General features: G+C 72.0%; 23 protein-coding genes and 7 tRNA genes. 12 read left to right on the top strand and 18 right to left on the bottom strand.

The annotated features are described in order from the left end of the window. Window positions 1-30 precede the first annotated feature (30 nt). On the top strand, window positions 31-1,677 hold the full coding sequence (locus ACZ4SF_RS16970) for a hypothetical protein (RefSeq protein WP_468384432.1): 1,647 nt from the start codon (window positions 31-33) through the stop codon (window positions 1,675-1,677). Window positions 1,678-1,901: 224 nt separating this feature from the next. Here the strand turns inward: ACZ4SF_RS16970 and ACZ4SF_RS16965 are convergent, their stop codons facing one another. Then, window positions 1,902-2,465 carry an HIT family protein gene (locus ACZ4SF_RS16965; RefSeq protein ID WP_468384429.1) on the bottom strand — a complete coding sequence of 188 codons (564 nt, stop codon included), beginning with the start codon at window positions 2,463-2,465 and terminating at the stop codon, window positions 1,902-1,904. A gap of 67 nt (window positions 2,466-2,532) precedes the next feature. On the opposite strand from ACZ4SF_RS16965, the gene ACZ4SF_RS16960 reads away from it, so the two are divergent. Continuing rightward, the gene (locus ACZ4SF_RS16960; protein ID WP_468384426.1) at window positions 2,533-3,201 is read left to right on the top strand and encodes a potassium channel family protein; all 669 of its coding nucleotides are present in this window, start codon (window positions 2,533-2,535) and stop codon (window positions 3,199-3,201) included. Between the two features lie 38 nt (window positions 3,202-3,239). Here ACZ4SF_RS16960 and thrS read toward each other — a convergent pair whose 3' ends face one another. The 3 genes from thrS to ACZ4SF_RS16945 all read right to left on the bottom strand — a co-directional run bounded on the left by thrS (window position 3,240) and on the right by ACZ4SF_RS16945 (window position 7,123). Further along, a complete protein-coding gene (gene thrS, locus ACZ4SF_RS16955) occupies window positions 3,240-5,216 on the bottom strand; it encodes a threonine--tRNA ligase (RefSeq protein ID WP_468384423.1) in 1,977 nt (658 codons plus the stop codon). A 99-nt stretch (window positions 5,217-5,315) separates the two neighbouring features. After that, a complete protein-coding gene (locus ACZ4SF_RS16950) occupies window positions 5,316-6,560 on the bottom strand; it encodes a hypothetical protein (protein ID WP_468384421.1) in 1,245 nt (414 codons plus the stop codon). Continuing rightward, the gene (locus ACZ4SF_RS16945; protein WP_468384418.1) at window positions 6,557-7,123 is read right to left on the bottom strand and encodes a DUF4365 domain-containing protein; all 567 of its coding nucleotides are present in this window, start codon (window positions 7,121-7,123) and stop codon (window positions 6,557-6,559) included. Before ACZ4SF_RS16945 ends, ACZ4SF_RS16950 begins: the two co-directional genes overlap by 4 nt. Before the next feature lie 168 nt (window positions 7,124-7,291). On the opposite strand from ACZ4SF_RS16945, the gene ACZ4SF_RS16940 reads away from it, so the two are divergent. Beyond that, window positions 7,292-8,017 carry an exonuclease domain-containing protein gene (locus tag ACZ4SF_RS16940; protein WP_468384415.1) on the top strand — a complete coding sequence of 242 codons (726 nt, stop codon included), beginning with the start codon at window positions 7,292-7,294 and terminating at the stop codon, window positions 8,015-8,017. A gap of 54 nt (window positions 8,018-8,071) precedes the next feature. On the opposite strand, the gene ACZ4SF_RS16935 is transcribed toward ACZ4SF_RS16940, so the two are convergent. The 4 genes from ACZ4SF_RS16935 to ACZ4SF_RS16920 all read right to left on the bottom strand — a co-directional run bounded on the left by ACZ4SF_RS16935 (window position 8,072) and on the right by ACZ4SF_RS16920 (window position 9,806). Further along, window positions 8,072-8,143 (bottom strand) — tRNA-Val (locus ACZ4SF_RS16935). A 39-nt stretch (window positions 8,144-8,182) separates the two neighbouring features. Next, on the bottom strand, window positions 8,183-8,629 hold the full coding sequence (locus ACZ4SF_RS16930; protein ID WP_468384412.1) for an SRPBCC family protein: 447 nt from the start codon (window positions 8,627-8,629) through the stop codon (window positions 8,183-8,185). A 555-nt stretch (window positions 8,630-9,184) separates the two neighbouring features. Next, window positions 9,185-9,256 (bottom strand) — tRNA-Val (locus ACZ4SF_RS16925). An 85-nt stretch (window positions 9,257-9,341) separates the two neighbouring features. After that, window positions 9,342-9,806 (bottom strand): TIGR02611 family protein, encoded by a 465-nt coding sequence (locus ACZ4SF_RS16920; protein ID WP_468384409.1) that lies wholly within the window; start codon window positions 9,804-9,806, stop codon window positions 9,342-9,344. A 191-nt stretch (window positions 9,807-9,997) separates the two neighbouring features. Between ACZ4SF_RS16920 and ACZ4SF_RS16915 the strand changes: the two genes are divergently transcribed. Next, window positions 9,998-10,411, top strand: coding sequence for an SsgA family sporulation/cell division regulator (locus ACZ4SF_RS16915; RefSeq protein ID WP_004002642.1), 414 nt, complete (start codon window positions 9,998-10,000; stop codon window positions 10,409-10,411). A gap of 310 nt (window positions 10,412-10,721) precedes the next feature. Further along, entirely contained in the window at window positions 10,722-11,282 is a 561-nt protein-coding gene (locus ACZ4SF_RS16910) for a CGNR zinc finger domain-containing protein (protein WP_468384406.1), read from the top strand. A 169-nt stretch (window positions 11,283-11,451) separates the two neighbouring features. On the opposite strand, the gene ACZ4SF_RS16905 is transcribed toward ACZ4SF_RS16910, so the two are convergent. Further along, complete coding sequence (locus ACZ4SF_RS16905) at window positions 11,452-11,604, bottom strand: hypothetical protein (RefSeq protein WP_184971216.1); 153 nt, start codon at window positions 11,602-11,604, stop codon at window positions 11,452-11,454. Between the two features lie 155 nt (window positions 11,605-11,759). After that, window positions 11,760-12,200, bottom strand: a complete 441-nt coding sequence (locus tag ACZ4SF_RS16900) for a hypothetical protein (protein WP_468384403.1) — start codon at window positions 12,198-12,200, stop codon at window positions 11,760-11,762. 332 nt (window positions 12,201-12,532) lie between these two features. On the opposite strand from ACZ4SF_RS16900, the gene ACZ4SF_RS16895 reads away from it, so the two are divergent. Then, window positions 12,533-13,066, top strand: coding sequence for a DsbA family protein (locus ACZ4SF_RS16895; RefSeq protein ID WP_468384400.1), 534 nt, complete (start codon window positions 12,533-12,535; stop codon window positions 13,064-13,066). Window positions 13,067-13,100: 34 nt separating this feature from the next. Here the strand turns inward: ACZ4SF_RS16895 and ACZ4SF_RS16890 are convergent, their stop codons facing one another. The 3 genes from ACZ4SF_RS16890 to ACZ4SF_RS16880 form a co-directional block, all read right to left on the bottom strand. Next, window positions 13,101-13,925 carry a GNAT family N-acetyltransferase gene (locus ACZ4SF_RS16890; RefSeq protein ID WP_468384397.1) on the bottom strand — a complete coding sequence of 275 codons (825 nt, stop codon included), beginning with the start codon at window positions 13,923-13,925 and terminating at the stop codon, window positions 13,101-13,103. Between the two features lie 94 nt (window positions 13,926-14,019). After that, window positions 14,020-14,841, bottom strand: coding sequence for an aminotransferase class IV (locus tag ACZ4SF_RS16885; RefSeq protein WP_468384395.1), 822 nt, complete (start codon window positions 14,839-14,841; stop codon window positions 14,020-14,022). Next, window positions 14,838-15,890 (bottom strand): chorismate-binding protein, encoded by a 1,053-nt coding sequence (locus ACZ4SF_RS16880; protein ID WP_468384392.1) that lies wholly within the window; start codon window positions 15,888-15,890, stop codon window positions 14,838-14,840. Before ACZ4SF_RS16880 ends, ACZ4SF_RS16885 begins: the two co-directional genes overlap by 4 nt. A gap of 178 nt (window positions 15,891-16,068) precedes the next feature. Here ACZ4SF_RS16880 and ACZ4SF_RS16875 point away from each other — a divergent pair. From ACZ4SF_RS16875 to ACZ4SF_RS16855, 5 genes are all read left to right on the top strand, one after another. After that, window positions 16,069-16,141: transfer RNA gene (locus ACZ4SF_RS16875), tRNA-Gly, on the top strand. A gap of 38 nt (window positions 16,142-16,179) precedes the next feature. Beyond that, a tRNA-Cys gene (locus tag ACZ4SF_RS16870) sits at window positions 16,180-16,253 on the top strand. Between the two features lies 1 nt (window position 16,254). Continuing rightward, a tRNA-Val gene (locus ACZ4SF_RS16865) sits at window positions 16,255-16,326 on the top strand. Window positions 16,327-16,363: 37 nt separating this feature from the next. Continuing rightward, window positions 16,364-16,435: transfer RNA gene (locus ACZ4SF_RS16860), tRNA-Val, on the top strand. Between the two features lie 29 nt (window positions 16,436-16,464). After that, a tRNA-Val gene (locus ACZ4SF_RS16855) sits at window positions 16,465-16,536 on the top strand. Between the two features lie 52 nt (window positions 16,537-16,588). Here ACZ4SF_RS16855 and ACZ4SF_RS16850 read toward each other — a convergent pair. The 3 genes from ACZ4SF_RS16850 to ACZ4SF_RS16840 form a co-directional block, all read right to left on the bottom strand. Continuing rightward, a complete protein-coding gene (locus ACZ4SF_RS16850) occupies window positions 16,589-16,885 on the bottom strand; it encodes a TFIIB-type zinc ribbon-containing protein (RefSeq protein ID WP_468384389.1) in 297 nt (98 codons plus the stop codon). An 80-nt stretch (window positions 16,886-16,965) separates the two neighbouring features. Next, the gene (locus ACZ4SF_RS16845; protein ID WP_468384861.1) at window positions 16,966-17,880 is read right to left on the bottom strand and encodes a phosphotransferase family protein; all 915 of its coding nucleotides are present in this window, start codon (window positions 17,878-17,880) and stop codon (window positions 16,966-16,968) included. Window positions 17,881-18,416: 536 nt separating this feature from the next. Beyond that, window positions 18,417-18,593 carry a hypothetical protein gene (locus tag ACZ4SF_RS16840; RefSeq protein WP_014671580.1) on the bottom strand — a complete coding sequence of 59 codons (177 nt, stop codon included), beginning with the start codon at window positions 18,591-18,593 and terminating at the stop codon, window positions 18,417-18,419. A 605-nt stretch (window positions 18,594-19,198) separates the two neighbouring features. Between ACZ4SF_RS16840 and ACZ4SF_RS16835 the strand changes: the two genes are divergently transcribed. After that, window positions 19,199-20,644, top strand: coding sequence for a serine/threonine-protein kinase (locus tag ACZ4SF_RS16835; RefSeq protein ID WP_468384385.1), 1,446 nt, complete (start codon window positions 19,199-19,201; stop codon window positions 20,642-20,644). Window positions 20,645-20,850: 206 nt separating this feature from the next. Here the strand turns inward: ACZ4SF_RS16835 and ACZ4SF_RS16830 are convergent, their stop codons facing one another. Together ACZ4SF_RS16830 and cobA are read right to left on the bottom strand one after the other, a co-directional pair. Further along, window positions 20,851-21,669: a TrmH family RNA methyltransferase gene (locus tag ACZ4SF_RS16830; RefSeq protein ID WP_468384382.1), complete on the bottom strand. Its 819-nt coding sequence runs from the start codon at window positions 21,667-21,669 to the stop codon at window positions 20,851-20,853. A gap of 73 nt (window positions 21,670-21,742) precedes the next feature. Then, a complete protein-coding gene (gene cobA / locus ACZ4SF_RS16825) occupies window positions 21,743-22,975 on the bottom strand; it encodes a uroporphyrinogen-III C-methyltransferase (protein ID WP_468384379.1) in 1,233 nt (410 codons plus the stop codon). Window positions 22,976-22,996: the final 21 nt, after the last annotated feature.

Below are 22,996 nucleotides of genomic sequence, written 5' to 3'. Positions count from 1 at the left end.
GGAGCGACACCGGCGGCGATGGGGGCGGGAATGTCGTTTGGAACGGAGTGGGACGGGCCCCAGGTGCCCGTCTCGGGCGACGAGGGGCAGGCGGCGACCTCCGCGCTGGCTTCCGCGGCGTACCGGGACAGCCCGGTCGAGGAGATCAAGAAGGCCGACAACGAGTGGCACCAGTCGACCGTGAAGGCCGGCCGGCTCAAGCTGTTCCGGCCCAATCTCGGCGAGGCGTTCTCCCGTGCCCTGGTCGACCGGATGCTCGCCCCCGGCCGCAAGCCGCTCATCCAGTCCTTCGGCTCCGAACCCCGCTTCGTGGTGGAACACGCCCTGGCCGCCAACAACATCCGCCGGGAGCGCGACAACCGCCTGACCGCCATCACGGTCGTGTGCGGCCTGCTCTTCCTTCCGGGGATGATCGGCTGGCTGCTCGTCTTCCAGCTGCGCACCTTCGTCGCCAGGCGCGACGACAAGCGGGCCGGGACGCTGGCCACCGCGCTCCTGCTGGGCGTCGGCGTGCTCGCCGCCCTGTTCCTGATCAAGATGCCGTTCACCGGCTTCTGGGCGTGGTACGCCCGCGCGGCCGTCGTGATGCCCGTGCTCGGCTGGTTCTGGGCCAAGCAGATCTGCGAGCGCACCGCGAAGGATCTGCGGGCCCGCTGGGACGGTCTGCTCTCCGGCACCAGCGTCGGCGCCAAGGTCCCGGAAGCCGTGCCGCGCGGGCCCGGCCAGACCGCCGCCGAGGACCTGCGCCAGGCACTGGCGCGGCTCAGCGCCGAACAGCAGTCCAACTCCGTCTTCTACGCAGGCCCCAAGGGCATACTCGGCATGGGCACCCGCTGGGGTGCCTGGCAGCTCGCCGAGGACCTGGTGCCCGCCGACGCCGGCCGGGAGATCCACCCCTTCCGCAGCTGGGACGTCATACGCGCGATCCACGACCAGCTGGCGCTGCTGGAGCGCGGCCCCCTGAACACGGGCGGCTTCCCCAAGCCGTCGATACGGCACTGGATCGTCACGCCGATCGGCGAGAAGGCGGCGGCGGTGTCCCGGCCCGAGGGCACCGACGTCGAGGCCTTCCAGGTCAAGCCGCACGCCATACAGGAGATCTGCAACAAGCAGCAGTTCGGCAGCGGCGACCGGCACTACCTGGGCGTGCAGTGGACCTTGTGGGACGGACAGCTGGTCATCACCATGCTGATCACGGTCACGGTGCTGCACGAGACGCTGCGCATCGAGGTCACCGGGCATGCGCTGGGACCGGTGAACCCGCTGTTCACCGGCAAGCCGGAGGCGCCGACCAAGGAGGTCGCCAAGTCCCTGAAGCCCTGGGAGAACCGCACGATCAAGCTGCCGTTGGTCACCACCGACGAGGTCGTGCGGCTCGCCGTGCGCGCCCCGCTCACCTGGTACCCGCCGCTGCTCAACTGGCTCGGCGGCTCGCTCGGACTGCCCGAGCCGTTCGGGCTGCGGCACGCGTGGGCCGACCAGCCGTGGCGCCACCGCTTCATGGCCGACGACGCGCTGCGCGCGGCCACGCCGGTGCTGCGTGTGGTGCACTCGGCGGCGATCAGGGTGCTGGAGGACAACGGCGTGAACACCGAGAAGTTCGGCGCTCGCTCGGCGTTCCTCAGCGGCAACGTCCAGGACCCGAGTCCGCGGAAGGCCGACCTGTACGACGCGTGAGCCTGCGGCGGCCCCGCCGGTGCGGAGCCTGCGCTGGTCCGGCCGGTGCGTCGGTATGGGGTGGTCCGCCCGGTGCGTGAGCCTTCGGTGGTCCGCCCGGTGCGCGGCGTGGGGCGGTCAGTCGAGTGCGGCTGCGTGGCCCTTTGCGGTTCCTGGGGGCTGCCGCCCCCGGACACCCGCCTCGGCCGCGCACGGCCTCGTCCCCGAACGCCGGACGGGCTGTTCTATGCCGCGGCCGGCCACGCCTCCGCCAGCATCTTCCTGGTGTCGGCCAGCAACTGCGGCAGCACTCTGGTGTGCCCCACGACGGGCATGAAGTTCGTGTCGCCGCCCCAGCGGGGGACGATGTGCTGGTGCAGATGGGCCGCGATACCGGCGCCCGCCACCGTGCCCTGGTTCATGCCGATGTTGAAACCGTGCGCGCCCGACGCCGTGCGCAGGGCGGTCATCGCCTGCTTGGTCAGCTCGGCCAGCTCGGCGGTCTCCGGCCCGGTCAGGTCGGTGTAGTCGGCGACGTGCCGGTAGGGCACGGTCATCAGGTGGCCGCCGTTGTACGGGTACAGGTTCAGCACGGCGTAGACGTGCTCACCGCGCCGGACGATCAACCCGTCCTCGTCGGACTTGGCCGGGATCGAGCAGAAGGGGCAGCCGTCGTCGGCCCCCGGACCGGTCGGCTTGTTCTCGCCCTGGATGTAGGCCATCCGGTGGGGCGTCCACAGGCGCTGGAACGCGTCCTGGGTCCCGACTCCGATCTGCTGCTCCGGCTCACTCGTCATGCTAGGCAGCATATGGCTTCGCTCCTTCCCGGCGTGTCGCCGGGGCTGCGGGAAGGAGGTCTCCGGCCAAGCTTGGCCGGTGGACGACGACATCCGTACGCAGCGCTGGAACCGCTGGGAGGGGCGCGCCGCCCTGCCGCTCGGCATCGCGTCGCTGGTCTACCTCGCCGGCTACGCGACACATGTGCTGGCGCACGGCCTGCCCCCGGGCCTGGACGACGTCGTGCGCGCGATCATCGGGGTCGCCTGGGCGGTCTTCGTCGTCGATTACGCGGTGCACTGGCGGCTGAGCGGCCGCGGCCCCCGCTTCGTGACCAGCCATTGGCTGGACACCCTGGTCATGCTGCTGCCGTTGCTGTGGCCGGTGCGCATCGTGCGGCTGTACGACGTGGTCCAGCGGCGGCGCCGCGGCGCACGTCTCACGCTGCACGCGCGCGTGATGCTCTACGCCAGCATCTCCACGGTGCTGCTGGGCTTCTCCGGCGCCCTCGCGGTGTACCAGGCTGAGCACGCCGCACCCCACGCCACCATCCGGACGTTCGGCGACTCGGTCTGGTGGACCTGCTCGACTCTGACGACGGTGGGATACGGGGACGTGGTCCCGGTGACCCCCATGGGCCGGACCGTCGCGGTGGGGATGATGGCCTGTGGTCTCGCTCTGCTCGGCGCGATCACCGGCTCGTTCTCCTCGCTGCTGCTGCAGCGCTTCGCCCGGGGCGCGGACGAGGAAGGGCCCCCGGGAAGCTGATCCCGGGGGCCCTTCGGGCTCGTGCGGTGCAGACCTCGTCAGACCTGGGCCCGCTCCTCCACGACCTTCGCGATCTTGGCGATGGCCTCGTCGAACGGGATGCCGTTCTCCTGGGAGCCGTCGCGGTAGCGGAAGGAGACCGAACCGCCCGACATGTCCTCGTCGCCCGCGATGACCATGAAGGGCACCTTCTGCTTCTGAGCGTTGCGGATCTTCTTCTGCATGCGGTCGGAGGAGGAGTCGACCTCGACGCGCAGACCCTTCTTCCTGGCCGCGGCCGCGAACTTCTCCAGGTACTCCACGTGCGCGTCGCCGATCGGGATGCCGAGCGCCTGAACCGGGGCCAGCCACGCCGGGAAGGCACCCGCGTAGTGCTCCAGCAGCACGGCGAAGAAGCGCTCGATGGAGCCGAACAGCGCGCGGTGGATCATGACCGGGCGTTGCTTGGAGCCGTCCGGACCGGTGTATTCCAGGTTGAAGCGCTCGGGCAGGTTGAAGTCGAGCTGGATGGTCGACATCTGCCAGGTCCGGCCGATCGCGTCCTTGGCCTGGACGGAGATCTTCGGGCCGTAGAACGCGGCGCCGCCCGGGTCGGGGACCAGGGGCAGGCCCTGCTTCTCGGCGACCTGGCGCAGGGTCTCGGTCGCCTCCTCCCAGACCTCGTCGGAGCCGACGAACTTCTCCGGGTCCTTGGTGGACAGCTCCAGATAGAAGTCGGTGAGGCCGTAGTCGCGCAGCAGGCCGAGGACGAAGGTGAGCGTCTTGTCCAGCTCCTCGGACATCTGCTCACGGGTGCAGTAGATGTGCGCGTCGTCCTGCGTGAAGCCGCGGGCGCGGGTCAGGCCGTGCACGACGCCCGACTTCTCGTACCGGTACACGGTCCCGAACTCGAAGAGGCGCAGCGGCAGTTCGCGGTAGGAACGGCCGCGCGCGTCGAAGATCAGGTTGTGCATCGGGCAGTTCATGGGCTTGAGGTAGTAGTCCACGCCCTCGTCGAGCTGCATGGGCGGGTACATGCCCTCGGCGTACCAGTCCAGGTGCCCGGACGTCTCGAAGAGCTTCCCCTTCGTCGCGTGCGGGGTGTAGACGAACTCGTAGCCCTCTTCCTCGTGCCGGCGGCGCGAGTAGTCCTCCATGACGCGGCGGACGATGCCGCCCTTGGGGTGGAAGACGGCGAGGCCGGAGCCGATCTGCTCCGGGATGGAGAAGAGGTCCAGCTCGTTGCCCAGCTTGCGGTGGTCACGCTTCTCGGCCTCGGCGAGGAAGTCCAGGTACGCCTTCAGCTCGTCCTTGGACGGCCAGGCGGTGCCGTAGATGCGCTGGAGCATCGGGTTCTTCTCGCTGCCGCGCCAGTAGGCGGCCGCGTTGCGCATCAGCTTGAACGCCGGGATGAGGCGGGTCGAAGGCAGGTGCGGACCGCGGCAGAGGTCCTTCCAGCACAGCTCGCCGGTCTTGGCGTCCAGGTTGTCGTAGATCGTCAGCTCGCCGGCGCCGACCTCGACGTCCGCGCCGTCGTCGTGGGAGGCCGAGCCCTTGAGGCCGATCAGCTCCAGCTTGTACGGCTCGTCGGCCAGTTCCTCGCGGGCGGCCTCGTCGGTGACGACACGGCGGGCGAACTTCTGCCCGCGCTTCTGGATCTCCTGCATCTTCTTCTCGATGGCCTTGAGATCCTCGGGCGTGAACGGCTTCTCGACGTCGAAGTCGTAGTAGAAGCCGTCCTTGACGGGCGGGCCGATGCCCAGCTTGGCTTCGGGGAACAGTTCCTGCACCGCCTGCGCCATGACGTGCGCGGTGGAGTGGCGCAGGATGCCCAGACCGTCCTCGGAGGAGATCTCGACGCCCTCGACCTCGTCACCGTCGGACAGCGCGTACGTGAGGTCCTTCAGCTCGCCGCCCACGCGCGCGGCGATGATCGAGCGCTCGCCCGCGAAGAGGTCGGCGGCCGTAGTGCCCGTCGTCACCACACGTTCTTCCCGCTCGGAATCGCGTTGGATGATCACACGGACGTCTGACACCGGTCTCTCCTGACTGAAGGTGGGGTGCGGCGCCATACCAGGAGCGCGCGCACAGGCGATCGTACCGACCCGACGGCGCCGACCGCGAAACGGTCACCCTCAGTCCTCGTCCGCGTACGCTCCCGGCTCCCCGTCGCCGCACGCCTCCTCGAAGAAGTCGAGGTTCTCCTGCAGGGCCTTCATCAGACGGTCCCGCTCGGCCTCGTCGACCTGCACGGGTACGACCCCGGAGGCGCCGGTCAGCCGGCGGAAGCCGCCCCGGCGCTCCAGCCTGCCGTGGACGCGCACCGGGAGCCCGACGAGGTGGGCGTGGCCGGCGATGCGGTAGTCCTCCTCGTCCAGGGTGACGCGGAGGTGCGGGACCTCGGCTCCGGTGAGGACGCGCAGGCGTACGGTGCCCTCGCCGCCGGGGCCGGAGCGGCGCATGCGGACGACGGCGCCGGTGATGCGGACCGGGACGGAGGGTTCCTCGCGGAGGTAGCGGGCGGCGGCCTCGCGCAGCACGGGCAGGTCGCCGGGTGAGAACTCGACGGGATCGGCGGAGGCGGCGCACCCTTCGGGTACGCGGACGCCGGGCGCCCAGGCGACGGCGACGCGGGCGCCCTCGGTGCCGCGGACCAGGGTGGTGAGCGCCTCGGTGAGTTCGCGGCTGACGCCTGCTTCGACGGCGCCGTCGAAGGCGTCCATGCCGCCGGTGGCCCGCTGGTAGTCGATGGCCTCGCGGGCGGCGTGCAGTGCCTGGTGGAGGCGGACGGCGAGGGGGCGGCCGGTGGGGACGGGCGCGAAGGCGGTGAGGGTGCGGCCGTCGGCGGTGGGTCCGACGAGGACGTCCTCCAGGAGGGCCGTGGCGGCGCGGCGGTGGCGGGCACCGTAGTAGCCGGCACGTGCGCGTGTGGCGAGCGCGGCGGCGAGCAGCATCTGCCGGGCGGCGCCGCGCAGGTGCTCGTCGGCGGTCCAGGGGGCGGCGCCCGCGGGGCCGCTCGGGCTGTCGCGCCACCAGCGGATCTCGTCGCTGGGTACGGCGAGGGAGATCAGCACTTCGCGCGCGGCGGAGGTGTCGCTGCGGGCGAGGGCGTCGAGGGCCTCGCCGAGCAGGTCGTCGCTGTCGGGGAAGGCGCGGCTCTCGGGGACGAGCAGGCTCGTCCCGCCGCCGCCCGGGCCGGGCGGGGTCCAGCGGCCGTAGCGCCCGGCCGCTCCCCCGCGCCGCTGCCAGCCGTGCCGGTGGAGCAGGGCACCGAGCACGGCGGGGTCCACGTCGGCGGGCTGCGGCGGCCGGTTCCAGGGCAGGTTGTCGGGGTGCGGCCGGACCTGCCGTACCGGCTCGTCGGAGGGACGGTTCCTCATGGCCTGCCTCCCGTCCCGACCCGCGTCATGATCTCGCAGAGGGCCCGGTCGTCGAAGATGCGCGAGGTCGGTATCCGCACGGTGGTCCGGTGCCGGCCGGTGACGGCGTGGCCGGCGAGGTTGACCCAGTAGCAGCAGTGCCTGAGGTCGAGCCGGTCGTGGCTGGCGCGCAGCCAGTCGTCCTGTGCGCGCGGGACCAGCATGACGACCAGGATCTTGTGCACCGAGACGGGTGTGCGGGCCAGCTTGCGCAGGTGGTCGTTGTCGAGGGTGAAGGAGAAGAAGCGCCCCGGGGGGTTCGGCGCGACCTGGTAGGTGGCCTTCAGCTGCACCTTGATGGTGACCTCGTCGTCGACCGTGTGTCCGGGTGCGCTGTGGCTGACGTGCCAGTCGATGCCGTTGTCCGGGAAGGGCTGGGACAGCGAGCAGCCGGCCGCGGCGGCGACCGCGTGGAGATAGCCGACCTGCAGTGTCTCCATGCAGGCGGTGGTGGCGAGCGTGCCGCGAAGGGGGCCCGGACGGTCGGGCAGCAGCCCGCCCCGCTCGGGCTGCGCTATGGCCATGACCAACAGCCTTCCAGGCAATGAGTTTCCCCGCTGCGGGCCGCTGAACTGCAAAGACCCGTACTCCTGTTGTGTCCTCCCGGCGTACGGCGCAAACGGCCCGGGTATCACCAAACAGGCAGAAGACGGAACGTCACCTGCCGTGGGTGAACGAGGAGTTGGGTTGGGATGACGACCTGGTACGAGGGGCCGCTGGCCGCCTTCGACACGGAGACGACGGGCGTGGACGTCGAGACCGACCGGATCGTGTCGGCCGCCGTCGTCGTCCAGGAGGCGCCGGGCACCCGGCCCCGGGTCACCAGTTGGCTGGTGAACCCGGGTGTGCCGGTGCCGGAGGCGGCGACGGCGGTACACGGGCTGACGGAGGAGCACGTGCAGCGCAACGGCCGCTGGCCGGCTCCGGTGATGTACGAGATAGCCGAGCAGCTGGCCGAGCACGCGGCGCTGGGCCGGCCGCTGGTGGTGATGAACGCGCCGTTCGATCTGACGCTGCTGGACCGGGAGTTGCGCCGGCACCGGGCGTCGTCGCTGGACCGCTGGTTCGAGTCGGTGCCGCTCCGGGTGCTGGACCCGCGGGTGCTGGACAAGCATCTGGACCGCTACCGCAAGGGCCGCCGCACGCTGACCGACCTGTGCGCGCACTACGGCGTGACGTTGCAGGGCGCGCACGACGCGGCGGCGGATGCGCTGGCCGCGCTGGACGTCGTACGGGCGGTGGGCCGACGGTTCGCGACCCGGCTGGAGCGTCTCTCGCCCGCCGAGCTGCACGCGCTCCAGGCGAACTGGCATGCGGCGCAGGCGCGTGGGCTGCAGGCGTGGTTCGCGCGCAGCGGCTCGGCGGAGATCGTCAGCACGGAGTGGCCGCTGCGGCCGGAACTGCCGGCGGCTGCGTGAGCCCTCGGCGGCATGCAAAAGGCCGGTCCGCTGCTGCGGACCGGCCCTTCCCGGTGGGCGATACTGGGTTCGAACCAGTGACCTCTTCGGTGTGAACGAAGCGCTCTCCCACTGAGCTAATCGCCCGGGAACGCACTGAACAATACAGGCCCGGGCGGCGTTCGTTCAAACCGCTTCCAGCCGACGCCGCAGTCCGCGCTGCCCGGCACGCATCATCAGCGCGTGGTTGGCGCGCAGGACGGGCCGTCCGGGTACGGAGAACAGCCTGAGCAGGGGCCTGCGCACATCGACTTCCTGGTCGTACCGGGCGAGGGTGCCGGGGCCGCCGGCGGTGACGGTCCAGCGCGACCAGCCCTCGATGTCGCCGGAGAGTGCGGCCTCCAGGACGCCGGCGGCCGGGTCGCGGCGGATCTCCCGCACGGTGAACGTGAGGGTGTACGGCAGCACGGACCGGATGGTGATCACACCGGTGGCGTCGTCCAGGCGGGTCGCCTTCCGCACCTGCGGCCACCAGCGGGGATAGTCCTCGGCCCGCTCCAGCGCCGCGTAGACGGTGGCCGGCGGGGCGGGCAGGGACCACAGGCTGCGGAAGCGGTAGTGGTTGCGGTCCATGGACCGAGTGTGCCCCGCCGAGGTGCATAAATCTGAGTACGCGTACTCATGTACCGGGCCGTGACCCCCATCACACTCAGGGCAGGAGCGCCGCCGCCCGTGCGACGGCGCTCCCCCGGCCAAGCCCGGATCTACCGCCCGCCCCCTGGGACCGGAGGCCGATGAGCATTCCTCACTTGTCGTATTTCCCAAGGAAAGTGACGGCGTTTCGGAAAACGTCTCGGGGATTTCCTCCGAGGGCCCGGGGCCGGAACTTCTCGCCGAAGGATTACCACGTCCGGAAGTCGGTCTTGACACCTGTCTTCGGGCGCCGCCTCTCGGCCGGGGTGATCGCCTGATCGGCCTTCTCGACCCCTCCCTCGACGCCCACCGAGAGTAACGGATCGTCACCATCCGTTTTGAGGCCGCACCGCACCCCGCACCCCGCACCCGATCATCGCGGCGAGCCCGAGCCAGGCCGGGGTCTCCGTGCGGCCTGTGGGGGCCTGGGTGCGGACGGGAGCGTACATACGCCGACGGCCCACCTGCATCTCGCAGGTGGGCCGTCGGTCCGGGTGGGCGATACTGGGTTCGAACCAGTGACCTCTTCGGTGTGAACGAAGCGCTCTCCCACTGAGCTAATCGCCCGGGCGCAGGAAGAACATTACCCCATGTCAGGGGGTGCCTCCGACCAGGGGCCGGGCCGACGGACGGCCGGGCCCCCGGGGATCGATCACTGGTCCTTGATCTTCCACGGCATCACGACGCCGAACTTCCACAGGTAGATCCCGGCGAGCGTGCCGATGATCAACAGTCCGATCACTGTCAGCGTGATGTTGCGACGCCGCACCTTGGGGTCGAGGGCCCGCTGGGCAGCCTCGGTGACCTTGCGTTTGGTCCAGCGCAGCACGAGCTGGGCCCAGACGAACTCGGTCGCCCAGATCGCCATGCCGCCGAAGATCACCACCCAGCCGGGTCCCGGCAGCGGCAGCATGACGATGCCGGCCGCGACCACTGCCAGACCGACCACGAAGACGCCGACCTGCCAGCTCAGATGCAGGGCCCGGCGGGCCTTGATGAACTCCGGCGCGCGGGAGCCGAGGCCGCTCCCGGCCTCCTGCCCGGCCTCTTGCCGGTTCGTCCTCGCATCGTCTGCTGCCACGGCGACCTCGCCCGCCTCGTCACTCCCCGTATTCATGCACACAAACCCTACCGGAGCGAATCCGGTCACCGGAATGGCCGTAGGTCTGGTACGAGTTCTCGGCCGGAAGAGTTACGTAAACACACGCAAAACCCTCAGAGGGGTTTACAACGGCATCGTAGGTGGCATGTCGATTTCGCCGACGTGCGAATCCCCGAGCGCACACTGAGCGAAAGGCCCTGGCGCTTATGAACACCACGGTCAGCTGCGAGCTGCACCTGCGCCTCGTTGTGTCGAGCGAGTCCTCCCTGCCTGTCCCCGCAGGCCTGCGGTACGACACGGCCGACCCCTACGCCGTGCACGCCACCTTCCACACCGGAGCCGAGGAGACCGTCGAGTGGGTGTTCGCCCGCGACCTCCTCGCCGAGGGGCTTCACCGGCCCACCGGCACCGGCGACGTCCGCGTCTGGCCATCCCGCAGTCATGGTCAGGGCGTCGTGTGCATCGCCCTCAGCTCCCCGGAGGGGGAGGCGCTGCTGGAGGCCCCGGCGCGAGCCCTGGAGTCCTTCCTGAAGCGAACAGACGCCGCCGTGCCGCCCGGCACGGAGCACCGGCACTTCGATCTCGATCAGGAGCTGTCGCACATCCTGGCGGAAAGCTAGGGCCGCGGCCCTTCCAAGCAGCCCGGCGCCGTCCACTCGGGGAGACGGCTCGGGCCAAGACAGCCGGATACGGCAGGACGTACGCCGTCACCGTGAGCGATCGCGGGGGCGGCGTCGGCCTGCGTCCGGGCCGGGCCCGCGTCCGCGGCGGGTGTGACGCGCGTCGACGGGACCGGGAACCCCTGGCGGCACGTAGGCGTTCTACCGGCAGTCCGGATCGGGCACGGGCCGGTGCAGTGGGCGCGGTAGTCGCTACCATCGGCCAGCATCGGCGGGCGTCCGCCCGACCCCCCAGGCCAGGGAGCGAAACGTGCTGATCACCCACGACACCCGGTGCGCCCTCGACACCGTGGTGGATCTGGTGAACACCGCGCCGGAGGACGACGCGGTGGCGGACGGACTGCCCGATGTCCAGGCGCTCGCTGACTTCGTACGAAGCCACGAAGTCAGCGATGTCGGTGTGCTGTCCGAGTTCGACCTCTCGGCGGTGCGCAAGGTCCGGGGACGCTTCGCGTCGATCTTCGCGGCCTCCGATCCCCGCGCCGCGGCCGGGATGATCAATGAGCTGATCGCCGCGGCGGGCACCACGCCCCGCCTGACGGACCACGACGGCTACGACTGGCATGTGCACTACTTCGCACCGGGCGCCTCCGTGGCCGACCATCTCGCGGCCGACTGCGGGATGGCGCTCGCCTTCTTCGTGGTGGCCGGGGAGCAGGAACGGCTGCGGCGCTGTGAGGCACCGGACTGCCGGCGCGCCTTCGTCGATCTGTCCCGCAACCGCTCGCGCCGCTACTGCGACAGCCGCACCTGCGGGAACCGGCTGCATGTCGCCGCCTACCGGGCCAGGCGCAAGGAAGCGACGGGCTAGCCGGCCGGGCCTGGGCGACGGGCGGCCGACCGCGAACCGCACCAGGCGACCGGGGCCGCGAAGGCAGGGAGTGGCCGGGCCGCGAAGGCACGGGGTGGCCGGGCCGGGACGCGCGGCACCCGGTGCGACGTCGGTCCCGGCGGGTGGCGCCGGGACGGACGTGTACGGCTCACAGCAACAGCAGGTCGTGCAGCGCAGCCGTGAGGAGCAGACACCCGATCACCGCAAGGAAGATCATCAGCGGTGGCTGGGAGAGGGCGAAAAGGCACCCGCGAGGCTCGTCCTTCGGCGGCGCGGCCTCGCTCTGTGTCGTGTCCAGCATCTCGCGGCCGATGATGGCGCACCCGCGTCGCCGCACGCGATCACTAACCCTGATCTTGCGAGTGTGCGCCGAATGCCCTCAGATCTCGTTCAGCCGGTGAACGATTCCGCACGTACAGGCGTCGCACCGTGTCGTTTCAGTGAGTCGTATGACTGTCATATGCCGTGCTTCTTGAGGATGGCCTCGATGTCGCTGAAGTCCTCCGCGGGGGCGCCGGACCGGGGGGCGGCGGGACGTGCCGCGGGCCGGGACGCCTGGCCCAGGGACGGCGCAGAGGCGCCGGGCGCCGTCGCGTCCGGCCCCGACCGCCTGGCCGCCTTGCGCCCGGAGCCGGCACCACCGCGCCGGCGCTCCACGGCACGCGTGCCGGCGAACAGGAGCCAGGCCGCGCCCAGGACCCCGAAGCCGGCCCAGGCGGTGGGGCTGAAGGCGGTGTCGGCCAGCCAGCCGACGACCCCGGTCATCACCAGGCCGACCGGCACGAGCGAGTAGGCCGCGATGCGGACCGCGGCCAGGAACCGCTTGCGGTAGGCCGTGACCACCGCAATGCCCAGGCCCGCCGCGGACACGGCGGAGCAGACGGTCTCGGCAATCATCCGGTCCTCCTGGCAGGGCTCCCGTAGGTCCCTTCCATCCTGCACCGCCCGGTCCCCGCGATGCCATGTCCCGGCCGCACATCAGGGAGATCTCCGGGTCGCCTCATCCCGTGGTGCCGTTCCCGGGAGCCGGCCCACCGACCCGCCGGCCCTCCTTCCCCGGCCGCTCCCCCCGCAGTGGCCCGGAGCCCGGCCCCGCCCCCACCGACCCACCCGCCCCGACCGCTCCCCCACAGTGGCCTGGGAACCGGCCCACCGGCCCATCGGCCCCGGCCGGTTTCCCGCGAGGTCCCGATTGGGTGGCCCGCGTCCCGCCTGGAAGACTGGGGCCCATGAGCGACTCCTCCCCCGCACGCACCGAAGCCCTCGTCCTGGACGTCTGGTGCGAGCTGCAGTGCCCCGACTGCCGTACGGCCCTCGACGACGTCCGCGCTCTGCGCGACCGCTACGGCGACCGGCTGGAGCTGCGTCTGCGGCACTTCCCGCTCGAGAAGCACAAGCACGCCTTCGCTGCGGCCCAGGCCGCCGAGGAAGCGCTGGAGCAGGGCAAGGGCTGGCCGTACGTGGAGGCCGTGCTGGGACGGGTGGAGGAGCTGGACCGGACGGGAGAACCCCTCCTGGTCGAGGTGGCCCGCGAACTCGGTCTGGACGCAGAGGAGTTCGACACCGCGCTCATCGACGGCCGGCACATCCTGGTCGTGGACGCAGACCAGGCCGAGGGCACGGCGATCGGCGTGACCGGGACACCGACGTACGTCATCGACGGCGAGCGGCTCGACGGCGGCAAGAGCCAGGAGGGGCTGCGGGCCCGGATCGAGGAGATCGCGGACCGGCTGCTGACCGAACGGGACGGCGGGGGAGCCTGAGCGGCATGGCACACCCCGGGCCCGCCTCACGGCCCTACAGCAGGGTCTTCGCCAGGGAGCGGCTCACGGTCTCGTACCCGAGTGACGTGTAGAGCCGCTCGGCCGGGGTGTTGCCCGCGAAGACGTTGAGGCCGAGGACCGGCCGGCCCGCCTCGATCGCCTGGCGCTCCGCCAGCAGCATGAGCGTACGGCCGTGTCCCCTGCCGCGGTGTGCCGCGTCCGCCTCGACGTCGAAGACGTACGCCCGGGTCTCCTCCAGAGCCACCCACAGGGTGCCCACCCGGCTGCCCTCGTGCTCCAGCACGCTGAAGAGCATGCCCTCGGTCGTGAGCCCGTCCGGCAGCAGGCGTGCGTGGTCGGCGCGGGCCTTGGCACGGGCCGCGGCCTCGGGGACGCCCAGGCCGATCCACATGCGCGCGTACCGCTCGCTCTCGCTCGCCCGCCAGGCGTCGAACTCGGGCCCGGTCATGGGCCGCCCGTGGCTGCCCGGTGGCAGTGCGGGCGGGGTGGTGCCGAGGCGCTTTTCCATACCGCGGTTGCGCTCGGTGTAGCCGAGGGCACCGAACAGGCGCAGCGCGGCGTCCGCGGTGGCGGGGAGCACGATCCCGATCTGGGTGCAGCCCCAGCCGCGCGCCACCTCCTCCGCGGCGAGCGCGGCCACGGTGCCCCGGCCGCGACGCCGGTCGGGCTCGGCGATCCGCAGGTCGGTGATGCGGGCCACCGAGTCGCCGAGGTCCGGCGCGGTGCCGAGGTGGATCTCGCCGACGGGACGGCTGTTCACGCACACCGTGTAGTGGCGGGAGCGGGTCCCGTCGGCGTTCCGCTGGAGCGGCTCGGCCGGCCGCAGGGTCGTGGTCATCACAGGTGTTCTACCCGCCAGGACCCCTCACGTCAGCCCGTTTCATCGTGCTCAAGGGTCCGGGTCCCGCCCTGCTTGCTCGTTTTCACCGGGCTCAGGGGTCCAGGTCCTGCCCGGACCGCTCGTCGAAGATCCGCATGGCCTTGGCGGTCACCGGGCCCGGTGTGCCTGCCAGTTCGCGCTCGTCGATCCGGTGCACGGCCTGGACGTCCCGCAGGGTCGACGTCAGGAAGACCTCGTCGGCGCGCCGCAGGACGTCCAGCGGCAGATCGGTCTCCTTGGCGCCGGTCCACTCGACGGCCAGGGCGCGGGTGATGCCGGGCAGACAGCCGGAGGCCACCGGCGGGGTGTGGACCTCGCCGTCCAGGACGACGAAGACGTTCGACCCGGTGCCCTCGCAGAGCTGTCCCACCGTGTTGCCGAACAACGCCTCGGAGGCGCCGTGTTGGTGGGCGCGGGCCAGGGCGACGACGTTCTCGGCGTACGAGGTGGTCTTCAGGCCGGTGAGGGCGCCGCGTTCGTTGCGGGTCCACGGGACGGTGATCACCGCGGTGGTGTCCGGACGGCGGGTGGTCGCGCCGAGGGCGACGACCAGGGTCGGTCCGTGCTCGCCGCGGTCGGAGCCGAGCGGGCCGTGGCCGCCGGTGTAGGTGATCCGCAGCCGGCCGAGCGGCATCGGATTGGCGTCGAGGACGGCCGCACAGGCGCGGCGCACCTCGTCGTGGTCGGGGTCGGGCAGGCCGAGGCCGCGGGCCGAGCGGGTCAGCCGGTCGAGGTGCCGGGTGAGCGCGAACGGCGCGCCGTCCACCGCCTTGACGGTCTCGAAGATGCCGTCGCCGACCGTCAGCCCGTGGTCGAAGACGGAGACCCGGGCGGAGTCCAGGTCGCGCAGTCCGCCGTCCAGCCAGATCCTCATGTGAGCGCCCCTTCGGTGTCCTCGTACGTTCCCGACGCTACCGCGAGCAGCCGGGACGCCTTCAGCTCGGTCTCCCGCCACTCGCCCTCCGGGTCGGACCCCCAGGTGATGCCGGCGCCGGTGCCGAAGCGCAGCGCGGCCGCGCCGTCCACGGACCGGTCGATCCAGAAGGTGCGGATGCCGACGGCCAGCTCGCCGGTGCCGCGGTCGGCGTCGACCCAGCCGATGCCGCCGCAGTACGGGCCGCGCGGTGCCGTCTCCAGCTCCTCGATGATCCGGAGCGCGCTCGACTTGGGAGCGCCGGTCACCGAGCCGGGCGGGAACGCCGCGTCCAGCAGCTCCGGCCAGCCGGCGCCCTCGGTCAGCTCGCCGCGCACGCTGGAGACGAGGTGGACGAGCCCCGGGTGCTTCTCCACGGCGCACAGGTCGGGGACGGTCACGCTGCCGGTGGCGCAGACACGCCCGATGTCGTTGCGGACCAGGTCCACGATCATCACGTTCTCGGCGTAGTCCTTGTCCAGGAGGTCCGCCTCGGTGCGCCCGGTGCCCTTGATGGGTCCCGACTCGACCGTGCGGCCGTGCCGGCGCAGGAACAGTTCGGGCGAGGCGGTGGCGATCTCCACGCCGTGCCCGGGCAGCCGGATCGTTCCTGCGTACGGCGCCGGGTTGCCGCGTGCCAGCAGCGCGGTCAGGGCGTCCACGTCGGCGCCGGGGGCGACGGGCGCGCTGAGCACCCTGCAGAGGTTGGCCTGGTAGACCTCGCCGGCCGCTATGTGCTCGCGGATCCGGTGGACGCCCGCCGTGTACGCGGCGCGGTCCAGGGAGGAGGTCCAGTCCCCCGTCGCCGGGCCCTGCCAGCGACCCGGCACCGGTGCGGGCACGGACTCCTCGCGTACGTCCGCGAAGCGGGCGCAGGTCAGCCGCCCCTCGAAGTCCGCGCACACGGCCCAGAAGCCGGTGGAGTCCAGGGCGGCCGGATCGCTGGTGACGTCGAGGAGCCCGGTGGCGACGCGGTCGCCGAAGCGGGCGAGAGGAGGGTGGTGGAGCACGTGGTCGAGTCTAGGTCGGGTGTCCGGCGGGTGGCCCCGCGATGTCCCGGCGGGGGCCCTGACCGCCGGGTCTGCCAGGTCCACCGCAGCACGCTGCGCAAACGCGTTTTTGTACTGGCCCGGGAATCCGCTAGAGTTCAACACGTCGCCGGGACGCGGAAGCGGACCGAAACGACAAGCGGACGTAGCTCAGTTGGTAGAGCGCAACCTTGCCAAGGTTGAGGTCGCGAGTTCGAGCCTCGTCGTCCGCTCGAAGGAAGAAGGGGTCATCCCGATCCCCTACACTCCTGGTGGAGTGGCCGAGAGGCGAGGCAACGGCCTGCAAAGCCGTCTACACGGGTTCAAATCCCGTCTCCACCTCCAAGGACGATTAGCTCAGCGGGAGAGCGCTTCCCTGACACGGAAGAGGTCACTGGTTCAATCCCAGTATCGTCCACTGGATCCGTCGGCTCGTACGACAGGTTCCGAATCCCGCGCGATTAGCTCAGCGGGAGAGCGCTTCCCTGACACGGAAGAGGTCACTGGTTCAATCCCAGTATCGCGCACTGTCTGTGACTCTCGAGTCACAGCCCGCGGACGATTAGCTCAGCGGGAGAGCGCTTCCCTGACACGGAAGAGGTCACTGGTTCAATCCCAGTATCGTCCACACACCAAGAAGCCCCCGACCGTCTCGTACGGCCGGGGGCTTCTTCGTCGGCTCAGCTGGAGAACAGCATGTGACCGAAGCTCTTGTGACGGTGGTGCCCGTACTGACCGTGGCCGCCGTGGTGGCCACCGTGCGGGGCACCCCAGGCGGGCGCGGCCGGCGCCGCCGGGTACGCCTGCGGGGCGGCCGGGGGCGGCGGGGCCGGCTGGGACCACTGGGACTCCAGGCGGGTCAGCGCCTCCAGCTCGCCGTAGTCGAGGAAGATGCCGCGGCAACCGCTGCACTGCTCGATCTGGACGCCATTGCGGTTGTACGTGTGCATCGGCGCATGGCACTTCGGACACTGCATGGTCGGCTCAACTCCTCGCCGGTCGGTCCTGCTTCGTGTTTCCCCAGGACAGACTCCGTCCGGCCCCGGGCGGTTGCAGCCTAGTCCGGGGAACCGGAAGCGGGTGCAGAGGGGACCGAAGGCATCCGCGCGCAGGCGTCGACCAGCGCCTGCTCCACCTCGTCCAGCGGTCGGTCCGCCGCGAGTGCCTTGGTGAGTGCCCGGGCTGCCGTCTGCACGGTGAGGGCGCGGGCCGGGACGTCCAGGGCGGCCCAGGGGTCGCCGTCGCCGGGGACGGCCGGGCCGCCGTGGTGCCGGTAGGCGGTCAGGAAACGGGTCCACTCGTCGGGCGGGAGGAGCCCGCAGGCGTACCAGGCGGCGGGGCGGGCGAGGTCCCAGGCCGGGACGCCGGCCCCCAGGTCGTCCACGTCGATCAGTTTCCAGGGCCCGTCCGGTGCGGGGTGCCGGACGAGCTGGCCGAGGTGCAGATCGCCGTGGCACAGGGTCTGTGGCCCCGGCATGGGGGCCGCCGCCCGGGCCCAGGCGGGCAGCGCGTCCCAGGCGGCCAGGACCGGGTCGACGGCCGGGGAGGGCCCGGTCCTGGCCGCTCGGAGCAGCAGGACGGCGCGGGCGGCTTTGGCGGGTCCCCGCATCGGGGGGATGCCGGGTGGCGCGGGCGTGCGGTGCAGCCGGGCGAGGAGAGCGGCGACCGCTTCCCAGGGAGCCGCGTCCGGGTCCTCCGGGTCCACCGGGGCGCCGTACGGCCAGAAGGTCACCAGACGGTCGTCGAGCCGGGCCGGGGTGGGGGCCAGCGGGGCGAGGAACACGGCCGGGAGGCGGGCGGCCGCGGTGAGGCGCAGGGTGAGCGCGGGGTGGTCGGTGCCGGGGGCGTGGGCCTTGACGACGGTACCGGCGTGCCGGACGACGGTGGCGTCGGGGCGGTCGGCGAGGGGGGTGGTGCCGCAGATGCAGGGGGAGTGAGGGGCGGCGGGAGTGTGGGGGTGGGCGGTTCCCATGGCCAGCGCGGTCAGCGTGGATATGAGGGGGGCCGTGGTGTGGGCCACTTCGTGTGCGTCTGCGTCTGCGGTCAAGGGTGCCTCTGCCGGGGTGGACTGTGTGGCCGAGGGTATCGGGGTGGGGGCGTTCGCGGGGTACGCGATGCCGTGGCGGGCCGGGGATCGGAGCGCCCGCCCGCGCCGGCGGGGTGCCGTTGCGCCCGCCCGTGCCGCCCCTGGCGGCACGACTGCCGCGGCTGGGTCCACGCGGTGACCGGAGTCGCGGCGCGGGTCGGAGACGCGGCGGGTGTGGCTCCCAGGGGCGCGGGAACGGCGCGGGCGGGTACGGAACCGCGGACGCGTGACGACCGGCAGGACACCACGACCGGCATCTCGGCGCCGCACCCGCAGTCCGCCGCACTCCCGCCAAAACGGCTATGCCGGCGCAGCTCCCCAGCTGCGCCGGCATGTGTGCCGTCCGCCGTACCCCCGTCCCCACGGGGTTTCATGGATCGATGTCCCCGCCCGGACCGCTCTTCCGGGCCTGGGGTCGCCGCTCAGCGCCCCAGCATCGCACCCACGGACGACGCCTGTGTGGCCACCGTCTCCCAGCCGTCGAAGACGAGCAGGAGCAGGGCCGCCAGGGGAAGGGCCATGAGCGTCGCCACCAAAGGGTGGCGACGGCCCGTCCGGCGGGGGGCGAACGCGGTGCGTCGCGGTGCCGTGTGGGCCATGGTCCCTCTCCTGACCGTTTCGGTTGTCATCTGCAGCGGCGGGTGCCTGACCTCGGGGGACGAGTGCTGCACCCGCCGCTTGACCTCAAATCTAGGCGCGCGGCGCACTCCGGGCGTCATGCCCTCGTACCGATTGCCGGGCCTCCCCGAGGATGAGCCACGACCTGCGGAGTACTCCCCAGGGTGGAGACGCGGTCGGACGTCTCGGGGTCTTCCCGGAGGGGTCGCCCACTGTGTCCGGGCATGTCCGAAGCATCCAGGGAGGGGCGGACGGAGTGACTTCGATCACTCGGGGCGGGGGTGCGAGGGGGGTCCGACGCGGATCGTGATGCGGTGCGCGTCCTCGGTCGCGGGGCGCCCCCGGCTGTACGGCGGTGAGGGCGCGGACCCGTGTCCGGAGCCCGCGTGCGACCCCAACCTCCCTGTGCCGAGGCGGGGTTGGTGCCACCGATGCCCCAAAGGTGCCGGAAGGCGAGGCTTTCTGACCGCGTTTCACCTCCCCTGAACGGCCCACACAATCCGCCCGGCCGAGAGGGCGCGGCCTCTGCGCGCAGGCGGCCGTGGAAACGTAAGCTGTGCCACGTCACAGGGACCGGGCAGCGGGGATGAACATGGCGATGATGCGCCTGAGGCGCGAGGACCCGCGCGTCGTCGGCTCGTTCAGGCTTCACCGACGGCTCGGCGCGGGCGGGATGGGCGTGGTCTATCTCGGCTCCGACAAGAAGGGCCAGCGGGTCGCGCTGAAGGTGATCCGGCCCGACCTCGCGGAGGACCAGGAGTTCCGCTCCCGGTTCGCGCGTGAGGTGTCGGCGGCCCGGCGCATCCGCGGCGGCTGCACGGCCCGGCTGGTCGCCGCCGACCTGGAGGCCGAGCGCCCCTGGTTCGCCACCCAGTACGTGCCCGGGCCGTCCCTGCACGACAAGGTCGCCGACGAGGGTCCGCTCGGTGCTGCGGACACGGCGGCGGTCGGTGCGGCCCTGTCCGAGGGGCTGGTCGCCGTGCACGAGGCCGGTGTCGTACACCGGGATCTGAAGCCTTCCAACATCCTGCTGTCCCCCAAGGGGCCACGGATCATCGACTTCGGCATCGCCTGGGCCACCGGTGCCTCCACGCTCACCCACGTCGGCACCGCGGTCGGCTCGCCCGGCTTTCTCGCGCCCGAGCAGGTGCGCGGCGCGGCCGTCACCCCGGCCACGGACGTCTTCTCGCTGGGCGCGACGCTGGCGTACGCCTCGACCGGCGACTCGCCGTTCGGGCACGGCAGTTCCGAGGTGATGCTCTACCGCGTGGTGCACGAGGAGCCGCACCTGTACGGCGTACCGGACGCGCTCGCCCCGCTGATCCGGGCCTGCCTCGCGAAGGACCCCGACGACCGGCCCAGCACCCTGCAGCTGTCGCTGCGGCTCAAAGAGATCGCCGCCCGGGAGGCGCAGGGTCTGGACGGGGTACGGCCGCCGGCCCCGCGTGCCGCCGAGGCGGACCGGCCCACCGGCCGGCTCACCGACACCTACCCCGAACAGCAGCGCACCCAGCGGCGTACCTCCTCCGGTACACCGGTGCCGCGCGGGGCCGCGCCGTCCCGGGGCGGTGCGCCGTCGCGCGGCGGGGTGTCCTCGCGCAGCGACATGTCGTCCCGGGGCGCGATGCCCTCACGCGGCGGCAGCGGTACGCGCGGTACGGGTGCCGCCTCGCGGCCGGGTGCGGTGCGCCCCACCCCGGTGCCCCGCGGCGGCGCCCCGCGCTCCGGCAGCGGCGGCCGGCCCGCTGCGCGCAGCGGTTCCGGGCGGCCGGGGATGCGCCCGTCGGGGACCGGGCTGCGGCCGGCCAATCCGCGGCTGCTGCGCCAGCGGCTGTTCGTCTTCGTGGTGGTGACGCTGCTCGTGGCGCTCGGCATCGCCGTGGCCCAGGGCTGCCAGGGACCGGCGCGCGGGCAGGGCGGCGACGGCGGTGTCCGGCCCCAGCGACAGACCCAGCCCAGCTACCCGCCGCTCGACGGCAAGGTGATGTCGGAGCAGTACAAGTCGACTCTCAGCCGCGACGCCGGGAACTGACCAGGACCGCGCCGGAGTACGGCCCCCGCTCGCACGAGCAGTACGCCGTCCGATCAGGAGACCGGCCCAGACCGGCCGGCCAGGTTCCCGGCCGGCCAGGACGGCGCCCGGCATCTGCTGCGTCCTCGGCTGGCCAGGTCGGATCGATCAGCCTTCGGCTGGTCAGGTCGGACGGGTCGGCCCCCGGCCGGTCAGGTCATCGACGGTCAGGACTCCGGTCGGCCCGTCGCCACCGCGTAGAAGGCCACCGCAGCCGCCGCGCCCACGTTGAGGGAGTCGACGCCGTGGGACATCGGGATGCGGACCCATTCGTCGGCGGCGACCAGTGCCTGTGTCGACAGCCCGTCACCCTCGGCGCCGAGCATGAGGGCGACCCGGTCCATCCGGTGCGGGGCGGCTTCGTCGAGGGAGCGGGCCTTCTCGTCGGGGGTGAGCGCGAGGAGCGTGAAGCCCGCCTCGCGGACCGAGTCCAGGCCCTTCGGCCAGGTCTCCAGGCGGGCGTACGGCACGGAGAACACCGCGCCCATGGAGACCTTGACGCTGCGCCGGTACAGCGGGTCGGCGCAGTCGGGCGAGAGCAGGACCGCGTCCATGCCGAGGGCCGCGGCCGAGCGGAAGATCGCGCCGATGTTGGTGTGGTCGTTGACCGACTCCATGATCACGACGCGGCGGGCTGACCGGAGCAGTTCGCCGGCCGTCGGCAGCGGCTTGCGCTGCATGGAGGCGAGGGCTCCGCGGTGCACGTGGTAGCCGGTGACCCGTTCGGCGAGTTCCGGGCTGACGGCGTAGACCGGGGCCGGGAGTTCGTCGATGACGTCGCGCATGAGGTCGATCCACTTGGCCGAGAGCAGCATCGAGCGCATCTCGTAGCCCGCTTCCTTGGCCCTGCGGATGACCTTCTCGCCCTCGGCGATGAACAGGCCCTCGGCCGGCTCGCGCTTGCGGCGCAGCTCGACGTCGGTCAGGCCCGTGTAGTCGGTCAGGCGCGGGTCGTCGGGATCCTCGACGGTGATGAGATCGGCCACAGGGTGATACTGCCTTGTCCTGGGTGTGCTGCCAACGGCTGGGAAGGGGCGGGTTACCCCGGGTTACGCGTGATCAAGCGGTGGGCTCGGGACCGACCCCGACGACCTCGCCGATGACGATGACCGCGGGCGGCTTCACGTCCTCGGCCCGCACCGTCTCCGCGACCGTCGCCAGGGTGGCGTCGACCCGCCGCTGCGCGGCCGTCGTGCCCTCCTGGACCAGGGCGACCGGCGTCTCGGGCGACTTGCCGTGCGCGACGAGCGTCTCGGCGATCTTCCCGATCTTGTCGACGCCCATGAGGATCACCAGGGTGCCGGTGAGCCTGGCCAGCGACGGCCAGTCGACCAGGGAGCGCTCGTCGTCAGGCGCCACATGGCCGCTGACCACGGTGAACTCATGAGCGACCCCTCGGTGGGTGACCGGGATGCCGGCCGCGCCCGGAACCGAGATCGAGCTGGAGATGCCCGGGACCACCGTGCACGGGATGCCGGCCTCGGCGAGTGCCTGGACCTCCTCCATGCCGCGGCCGAAGACGAACGGGTCACCGCCCTTGAGCCGGACGACCGCCTTGCCCTGCTTGGCGTGCTCGACGAGCGCGTTGTTGATGGCCTCCTGGGCCATGTAGCGGCCGTACGGGATCTTCGCCGCGTCGATCACCTCGACGTGCGGCGGGAGTTCGGCGAGCAGGTCGCGCGGGCCCAGCCGGTCGGCGATGACGACGTCCGCCTCGGCGAGGAGGCGCCGGCCGCGGACCGTGATCAGGTCGGGGTCGCCGGGGCCGCCGCCGACCAGGGCCACGCCGGCGGTGCGGGTGCGGTGGTGCGGGGCGACCAGGGTGCCGTCGCGAAGTCCCTCGACGACCGCGTCGCGGATGGCGGCGGTGTGGCGGGGGTCGCGGCCGCGCGCGTCCGTGGTGAGCACGGCGACGGTGACGCCCTCGCTGTGGCCGGTCGCCGGGGTCCAGGCGGTCGCCTTGTCGGCGTCGTCGGAGCGCACGCACCAGACGCGATGCCGCTCGGCCTCGGCGGAGGCCTGCTTGTTGGCGCGGGGGTCGCTGGTGGCGATGAGCGCGTACCAGGCCTCGGCGAGGTCGCCTTCGGCGTACGGCCGCTTCTCCCAGGTGATCTCGCCCGCGTCTGCCATGGCCTCGACGGACGGAGTCGCTTCGGGAGAGACGAGCAGGATGTCCGCACCCGCGGCGATGAGCGCCGGCAGACGCCGCTGGGCCACCTGACCGCCGCCGAGGACGACCACGCGGCGGCCGGAGAGGCGGAGGCCTACGGGGTAGGCGGGGTGTTCGGCCATGAGGGACGGCTCCTCGTGCAG

Source organism: Streptomyces sp. NPDC027663 (assembly GCF_055566415.1).
The sequence above is the reverse complement of the archived record's forward strand: the minus strand, read 5'-3'. Positions and strand labels throughout refer to the sequence as shown.

What these genes read in the sequence shown, in the direction of transcription:
- ACZ4SF_RS16970 (WP_468384432.1), top strand. Translation starts at nt 31, where the DNA reads ATGTCGTTTGGAACGGAGTGGGACGGGCCCCAGGTGCCCGTCTCGGGC.
- ACZ4SF_RS16965 (WP_468384429.1), bottom strand. Translation starts at nt 2,465, where the DNA reads ATGCTGCCTAGCATGACGAGTGAGCCGGAGCAGCAGATCGGAGTCGGG.
- ACZ4SF_RS16950 (WP_468384421.1), bottom strand. Translation starts at nt 6,560, where the DNA reads ATGAGGAACCGTCCCTCCGACGAGCCGGTACGGCAGGTCCGGCCGCAC.
- ACZ4SF_RS16945 (WP_468384418.1), bottom strand. Translation starts at nt 7,123, where the DNA reads ATGGCCATAGCGCAGCCCGAGCGGGGCGGGCTGCTGCCCGACCGTCCG.
- ACZ4SF_RS16940 (WP_468384415.1), top strand. Translation starts at nt 7,292, where the DNA reads ATGACGACCTGGTACGAGGGGCCGCTGGCCGCCTTCGACACGGAGACG.
- ACZ4SF_RS16930 (WP_468384412.1), bottom strand. Translation starts at nt 8,629, where the DNA reads ATGGACCGCAACCACTACCGCTTCCGCAGCCTGTGGTCCCTGCCCGCC.
- ACZ4SF_RS16920 (WP_468384409.1), bottom strand. Translation starts at nt 9,806, where the DNA reads ATGAATACGGGGAGTGACGAGGCGGGCGAGGTCGCCGTGGCAGCAGAC.
- ACZ4SF_RS16915 (WP_004002642.1), top strand. Translation starts at nt 9,998, where the DNA reads ATGAACACCACGGTCAGCTGCGAGCTGCACCTGCGCCTCGTTGTGTCG.
- ACZ4SF_RS16905 (WP_184971216.1), bottom strand. Translation starts at nt 11,604, where the DNA reads ATGCTGGACACGACACAGAGCGAGGCCGCGCCGCCGAAGGACGAGCCT.
- ACZ4SF_RS16900 (WP_468384403.1), bottom strand. Translation starts at nt 12,200, where the DNA reads ATGATTGCCGAGACCGTCTGCTCCGCCGTGTCCGCGGCGGGCCTGGGC.
- ACZ4SF_RS16895 (WP_468384400.1), top strand. Translation starts at nt 12,533, where the DNA reads ATGAGCGACTCCTCCCCCGCACGCACCGAAGCCCTCGTCCTGGACGTC.
- ACZ4SF_RS16890 (WP_468384397.1), bottom strand. Translation starts at nt 13,925, where the DNA reads ATGACCACGACCCTGCGGCCGGCCGAGCCGCTCCAGCGGAACGCCGAC.
- ACZ4SF_RS16885 (WP_468384395.1), bottom strand. Translation starts at nt 14,841, where the DNA reads ATGAGGATCTGGCTGGACGGCGGACTGCGCGACCTGGACTCCGCCCGG.
- ACZ4SF_RS16850 (WP_468384389.1), bottom strand. Translation starts at nt 16,885, where the DNA reads ATGCAGTGTCCGAAGTGCCATGCGCCGATGCACACGTACAACCGCAAT.
- ACZ4SF_RS16845 (WP_468384861.1), bottom strand. Translation starts at nt 17,880, where the DNA reads ATGGGAACCGCCCACCCCCACACTCCCGCCGCCCCTCACTCCCCCTGC.
- ACZ4SF_RS16840 (WP_014671580.1), bottom strand. Translation starts at nt 18,593, where the DNA reads ATGGCCCACACGGCACCGCGACGCACCGCGTTCGCCCCCCGCCGGACG.
- ACZ4SF_RS16835 (WP_468384385.1), top strand. Translation starts at nt 19,199, where the DNA reads ATGAACATGGCGATGATGCGCCTGAGGCGCGAGGACCCGCGCGTCGTC.
- cobA (WP_468384379.1), bottom strand. Translation starts at nt 22,975, where the DNA reads ATGGCCGAACACCCCGCCTACCCCGTAGGCCTCCGCCTCTCCGGCCGC.